At 47.4% G+C, this 6,199-nt stretch carries 7 protein-coding genes; all 7 read left to right on the forward strand.

What is annotated here, in order from left to right:
* Window positions 1–68: 68 nt before the first annotated feature.
* The 7 genes from ACTL32_RS02145 (at window position 69) to ACTL32_RS02175 (ending at window position 5,995) form a co-directional block, all read left to right on the forward strand.
* Window positions 69–740, forward strand: a complete 672-nt coding sequence (locus ACTL32_RS02145; protein WP_441339937.1) for a YveK family protein — start codon at window positions 69–71, stop codon at window positions 738–740.
* Window positions 741–770: 30 nt separating this feature from the next.
* Complete coding sequence (locus ACTL32_RS02150) at window positions 771–1,757, forward strand: GNAT family N-acetyltransferase (RefSeq protein WP_441339938.1); 987 nt, start codon at window positions 771–773, stop codon at window positions 1,755–1,757.
* Window positions 1,758–1,800: 43 nt separating this feature from the next.
* Complete coding sequence (locus ACTL32_RS02155) at window positions 1,801–2,271, forward strand: hypothetical protein (RefSeq protein WP_441339939.1); 471 nt, start codon at window positions 1,801–1,803, stop codon at window positions 2,269–2,271.
* 39 nt (window positions 2,272–2,310) lie between these two features.
* Window positions 2,311–2,625 carry an MGMT family protein gene (locus ACTL32_RS02160; RefSeq protein WP_441339940.1) on the forward strand — a complete coding sequence of 105 codons (315 nt, stop codon included), beginning with the start codon at window positions 2,311–2,313 and terminating at the stop codon, window positions 2,623–2,625.
* 115 nt (window positions 2,626–2,740) lie between these two features.
* Entirely contained in the window at window positions 2,741–3,475 is a 735-nt protein-coding gene (locus tag ACTL32_RS02165; RefSeq protein WP_441339941.1) for a gamma-glutamyl-gamma-aminobutyrate hydrolase family protein, read from the forward strand.
* A gap of 104 nt (window positions 3,476–3,579) precedes the next feature.
* Window positions 3,580–4,635 (forward strand): calcium/proton exchanger, encoded by a 1,056-nt coding sequence (gene cax, locus ACTL32_RS02170; protein ID WP_441339942.1) that lies wholly within the window; start codon window positions 3,580–3,582, stop codon window positions 4,633–4,635.
* 64 nt (window positions 4,636–4,699) lie between these two features.
* On the forward strand, window positions 4,700–5,995 hold the full coding sequence (locus ACTL32_RS02175; RefSeq protein WP_441339943.1) for a glucose-6-phosphate isomerase: 1,296 nt from the start codon (window positions 4,700–4,702) through the stop codon (window positions 5,993–5,995).
* The last annotated feature ends 204 nt before the right edge of the window (window positions 5,996–6,199 follow it).

Genomic DNA, 6,199 nt, shown 5'->3' on the forward strand with positions numbered 1-6,199 from the left:
TAGAATTATCTGAATTTTAAGAAATGAATTATTCGTTATGTCTTTCTGCTTAAAAGGAGGAAAATTTGATGGGCAAAAAAATACTGATTTTAAATATCATTAAAAATCTCAGAAAAAGGCTTAAACTCATCCTGTTTACCGCCTTGGTATCGATTGGAGCAGTTTGGATTTTCATTAGTTATGTGGTGACCCCTGAATATCAGGCAACAAGCCAGATTCTGATCGGGGAAGCGCCGGAGGTTTCGCAGGAAGGAGCAGCTCTCCCAGCCCTCGATGGCCCTGCCATCGACCAGACTTCAGCTGCCATTATCAGAAGTCCTGAGGTCTTAAAGCGAGTAATTATGAAAATGGGTTTAGAGGACAAAACTTCTATCCGGGTCCTACATGACCAAATTGCCTTTGCAAAAACAGAGGATTCGCAGATTTACAATATCACCGTAACGGGCAATAACAGAAAAGAAGCAGCAGCGATTGCGGATGCAGTAGCTACCATCTTCATTGAAGAAGCGCCAAAAATGATGATCACCAATGAACTGACGCTGATTTCAAGTGCACCTGAGCTTGCTTCCGCTTCGCCGATCGAGGAGAACCTGGTTTTCAGTTTAGGAGTGGCCGGAGCGTTCGGTCTGATTGTCGGTACTTTGCTGGCTTTCATCGTTGAAATGCTGAACACGATATCCAAAACAGGAACCCAAAAAAGAAAAGGAACGAAAGAAAAGCTGCAAACAGTGTTCAAGTGATGTTCAGCGATAGAAATAGGGGGGAGCAGGATGTATGAGGTGATTTCCCTGCAAGATAAGAAGCGATGGCAAGACGTACTCGAAATGATGCAAATCACCGACGTGTACTATGCGAGGGAATATTTTTTAAGTGCATTGAAATTGGATCCTGGCGAAGCCCTGCTTTTCTATTATTCCGATAGAGATGGGGAAGTGGCTTACCCTTTTATCAAACGACCGATCGAAGGAAACCCAGAAGGCTTTTTTGATGTATCGACGCCTTTCGGCTATGGGGGGCCGGTCATTAGGAGCCGCCAGGATCCTGATGCTTTGGTTGATGCATTCCGGAATGCGTTCTCTTCCTTTTGCCGGGAGCAGCAGATTATTGCTGAATTTATCCGATTCCACCCCTTGCAGGGCAATGCCCTTCCTTTCAAAGGCCATTTAAAATTGACACCCATGTACAAAACTTTCACCAAAGAATTGCATTTGGATGATCTTTTAAAGGAAAGTCTCGGGAAGCCGGAAGTCGTGATCAGGAAACTTGGAACTGTCCGGCATATGTTTGAATTTTTAGCGCTTTATTATTCTGAGGTGAGGCGCAGGGACGATGCGGACAGCTATTACTTCTTTACAGATGATTATTTCGAAGCGTTAATCAGTGCGCTTGGGCCGCACCTGCATCTTTTCGGCGCGTACCAGGAGAACGAGCTTGTAACAGCCTGCTACGTCCTGGGAACAGAAAAAATCCTTTACCTGCACCTCGAAGGCAGCCGGCCAGGCGAAAAGGTTGCGGAAGCAAGGATGGAACTTTTCCTGAAGATCGCGGAATGGGGAGAGGAAAACCGTTTTGGGCTTTTCCATTTAGGAAGTGATTATAAAGGGGATATTCAAGCAATGGAAAGCATAAAGGAAAAACTCGCAAATCTCGAACCGGATATTTATTATATCGGGGAGAAAATACATGATGCCAAGATTTATGGAGAATTGATCAGAATCGAAGAAGTCGACACGGCCAAAAGATATCGAAACGTTTAAAGTTCCATAAATAATCTTTGCCAAAAGCCAGGGAGGTTTTTTTATGAGATACTTACAGTATAAGGGGCTTATTGAAAGGGAATATAAAAAATCCTTAAAGAAGATCATGTATGAAATTTGTGTGGAGAAGGGGCTGAATGCTTCTGACGGCGCAAAAAGCTTGGGCATCGCCAAAGAGATTTTTGTCTATTGGCGCCATCATTACCGTTTTGAGAGAAGGCAGTTGTTGTTCGATCAGACCGTAAAGAATCTGGATGGACTAAAGGATCTTTATGCAGAAGATATGAAAACAATCAAACTGGACAAGCCGCTGGAATTTGAAGAGGAAGAGTCGATTCGCGGACTCGAAGAAGTGATTGTCCATATGATCGACTATTATAAATACCTTCATTATCATAGCGATGGCATGTCCCTTGAGACGGCAAAGCTTCCTTTGTTCCAATTCAGCCATAATGTAGTTGAACGGTACAAGGAAGGTGCATTAGGCGGTGAATTGAAAGAGCATACGAAATAATCGATGCACAACCGATGAAAAGATAGGATTGAAAAGACGATGCAGCCATTTACAGAGAAAGCGATCAGTACTATCAAGGCCATCCCGCCGGGGAAGGTCATGACTTATGGACAAGTGGCAGCCTGTGCGGGGAGCCCTCGCGGAGGACGGCAAGTTGCCCGGCTGCTTCACAGCATGAGCAGCAAATATGATTTGCCCTGGCACCGGGTGGTGAATGCCCAGGGCCAGATCATGATCCAGGATCCGGAGGCCCGTTTTGCCCAGCAGACATTTCTTCAGCAAGAAGGAGTGGAAGTGTCGATGAATGGAAAAATTGATTTAAGCCGGTTCAACTTCCATCCGGCAGATGAATGAAGTGAAATGGCCAGGCTTTTGCCTGGTATTTTATTTGGCGTGAATAGCTTGCAGGTTTAGCAATTCAAGAGAGGGGTAAATAAAGCCGGAACGTTTTTTAGGGAGAGGGTATAAAATGAAAAATAAAAAAAAGCCGGTTATCGGCATTACTGCTAGAGTCGAGAAAGATCAAATGTATACATTGGATCCTGTCTACGGGCAGGCCATTCTGCAGTCAGGCGGTTTGCCGCTGATTGTTCCGATTGTAGATGAAGAAGACATTCCTGCTCTTTGCGAGCGGCTGGATGGCTTGATTGTTACAGGCGGAGGCGATATCAATCCGACATTGTACGGAGAAGAGCCTCATTTGAAGCTCGGTGCTGTTTACCCCGGGAGCGATCAATATGAAAAAGAATTGATATTATCTTTCCTGGAACTTGATAAGCCATTTATCGGCATGTGCCGGGGTCTTCAGATGTTGAACATTTCATTAGGCGGCACGAATTACCAGGATCTCGAATCCCAATTCGAAGGTACGCTTTATCAGCACAAACAGATGGCGCTGCGGACCCACCGCACCCATTCAGTAGAGCTTGAAGAAGGCAGCCAATTGCTGGATATCATGAAAGAAAAAAGTTTCCACGTGAACTCTTTCCATCACCAAGGCGTAAAGGATGTATCGAGCAAGCTGAAAGTGGCAGCCCGCGCGGCTGACGGATTGGTGGAAGCACTTGAAAGCGATGACCACCAATTTGTCATGGGAATCCAATGGCATCCGGAAGAATTCGCTGCACAAGGCGATGAAGCTTCTATTCGGTTGTTTGATGAGTTTGTTAAACAATGCGCAATTGATAAAACACAAAACCAATAACGGGCAGGCCCTTCTATGAGGGGCCTGTTTTTCGTTTTGGATTGGAGTTAGCGTTTCGGATAGGAAGGGTATGTGAATGCTAAAAGGGTTGAAAGGGTGAAGTTATGAATCGTGTTTTCGGTTTAATCGTCCTGGTTGGCGTCCCGTTGACAGTGATGGGGTCGGTCTTTCATTGGCCCAGCATGGCGATGTTCATCATCTGCTCAGTCGTCGTAATTGCATTATCGAGCTTTATGGGGCGCGCTACCGAAAGTCTGGCCATCGTTAGCGGACCGAGAATCGGCGGCTTGCTGAATGCAACGTTCGGGAATGCGGTGGAACTGATCATTTCCATCTTCGCTCTACAGGCTGGCCTTATCGGCGTTGTCCTCGCTTCATTGACGGGATCGGTGCTGGGGAACCTGCTGCTCGTGGGCGGCCTGTCTTTCTTTTTGGGCGGCATCAAATTCAAGCGCCAGAAATTCAATGTCCATGATGCCACGCATAACTCCGGACTTTTGATTTTCGCTGTCATTGTCGCTTTTGTCATTCCGGAAGTCTTCGCAATGACGATGAATGAAAGGGAGACCATCCAATTGAGCGTCAGCATCTCTGTTATCATGATTTCATTATACTTGGCTGGCCTGTTCTTTAAGCTGGTCACCCACCGCGGGGTCTATGCCCATGCAGAACCGGAAGTGGAGCATTCCCACGAGGAACCGGAATGGTCGAAGCCGAAAGCCATTCTGATTCTGCTTATTGCGACATTGATCGTGGCTTACGTTTCAGAAAATCTTGTGCACACCTTCGAGGACGTAGGAGAACAGCTCGGCTGGTCTGAATTGTTTATCGGGGTCATCATCGTGGCAATCGTGGGGAATGCTGCCGAGCATGCTTCGGCTTTGATCATGGCCATGAAAAATAAAATGGATGTTGCTGTCGAAATAGCGATCGGCTCCACTTTGCAAATTGCGATGTTCGTCGCCCCTGTATTGGTACTGGTGTCATTGTTCATGCCTGTCCAGATGCCATTGGTCTTCACGCTATCTGAATTGGTCGCTATGGTAACTGCCGTCTTTCTGGCCATCAATATCATCAATGACGGCGAATCCAACTGGTTTGAAGGGTTGACGCTATTGGCAGCCTATTTGATCATGGGCGTCGGCTTCTATTTGTTGTAAACCCGTCTCTATGCAATCAAAAAATGGTAAAATGAAACTATCTTAAAAAGTGGGGGTTGTTCATGTGGCGCTGACGTTAAACAGGAAATACATTGAAGGATTTGTAGGACAGGTGGAGCTGGATGCACTGGCTGATTTCGTGTCCGCTGCACACCAGAAAATCCATAATAAAACAGGAGCGGGCTCAGAGTTTCTCGGCTGGCTCGATTGGCCATCAGGAATGGACGCTTCTGAACTTGCCAGACTGGAAGAAACAGCACTGAAACTGCGGGAAACGGCCGATGTCCTGGTAGTGATCGGCATTGGCGGTTCGTATCTGGGGGCTAAAGCGGTCCAGGATCTGTTGCAGCCTGCATTCAATCTAGGCGGAGTGGAAGTGGTTTTCGCAGGGCAGAACATTAGCGGCCGGTATCTCGATGACCTGATCATGTACCTGGAAGGCAAAGAGGTGGCGCTGAATGTCATTTCAAAGTCCGGCACAACTACTGAGCCGGCAATCGCTTTCCGTATCCTGCGCAATTGGATGATGGAGAAATACGGAGATGAAGCAGCGGAGCGCATCGTTGTCACTACTGACGAAGCAGCCGGGGCGCTCCGTAAAACAGCCGATGATGCCGGGTACACCTCATTTGTCATCCCAGATGATATCGGAGGTCGGTATTCCGTCCTGACACCTGTCGGACTTCTGCCGCTTGCTGTGGCCGGCATCGACATCCGTGCGCTTCTAAAAGGGGCGGAAGAAGCTGAGAAGGCGCTGTCCACTTCGTCTCTTGAAGACAACGCTGCATACCTTTATGCAGCATACCGGCAAATCCTTAACATGCGCGGCTATTCAGTTGAAGTGTTTGCGAGCTTTGAGCCGGCCATGGCCGGAATCAACGAATGGTGGAAGCAGCTGTTCGGGGAAAGCGAAGGGAAGCAGGGCAAAGGGGTCTTCCCGGCGTCTGTTATCTACTCGACTGATCTGCATTCTATGGGTCAATATTTGCAGGACGGCCGGCGGATGCTTTTTGAAACGATGGTCAGTTTTGTGGAGGACCAGGCAAAAATGGAAATTCCATTTGATGAGGAAAACGGCGATGGACTGAATTACCTTGTAGATAAATCCCTCCATGAAGTCAACCAGCAGGCGATGGAAGCCACAGCAATGGCGCATGTGGAAGGCGGCGTGCCGATCCTGGGGCTTGAAGTGCCGAAGGTTGATGAGTACCACACCGGCTATCTGCTGTATTTCTTCATGAAAGCCTGTGCCATGAGCGCTTACCTATCCGGAGTCAATCCGTTCGACCAGCCGGGGGTCGAGCAATACAAGCAAAATATGTTTGAATTGCTGGGGAAACCCGGTTATGAAAAGAAATGATAATGCAAAAGAACGGCCAGCTCATTTGAGCGGGCCGTTCTTTTTTTGGAGTGATTAAGCTTTTACTGACCAAGGTTCAGGGATGCGCTCAATAGCAACTTCCTGTCTAACAGACCAAGGCTCAGGAATGCGCTCAATAGCAACTTCCTGTCTAACAGACCAAGGCTCAGGAATGCGCTCAATAGCAACTTCCTGTCTAACAGA

The sequence above is a fragment of the Planococcus sp. FY231025 genome (genome assembly GCF_052078085.1).
Lineage (GTDB): Bacteria > Bacillota > Bacilli > Bacillales_A > Planococcaceae > Planococcus.

Excerpts from the sequence above, each read along its gene's own strand:
- ACTL32_RS02145 (WP_441339937.1), top strand. The coding sequence starts at position 69 with ATGGGCAAAAAAATACTGATTTTAAATATCATTAAAAATCTCAGAAAA.
- ACTL32_RS02150 (WP_441339938.1), top strand. The coding sequence starts at position 771 with ATGTATGAGGTGATTTCCCTGCAAGATAAGAAGCGATGGCAAGACGTA.
- ACTL32_RS02155 (WP_441339939.1), top strand. The coding sequence starts at position 1,801 with ATGAGATACTTACAGTATAAGGGGCTTATTGAAAGGGAATATAAAAAA.
- ACTL32_RS02160 (WP_441339940.1), top strand. The coding sequence starts at position 2,311 with ATGCAGCCATTTACAGAGAAAGCGATCAGTACTATCAAGGCCATCCCG.
- ACTL32_RS02165 (WP_441339941.1), top strand. The coding sequence starts at position 2,741 with ATGAAAAATAAAAAAAAGCCGGTTATCGGCATTACTGCTAGAGTCGAG.
- cax (WP_441339942.1), top strand. The coding sequence starts at position 3,580 with ATGAATCGTGTTTTCGGTTTAATCGTCCTGGTTGGCGTCCCGTTGACA.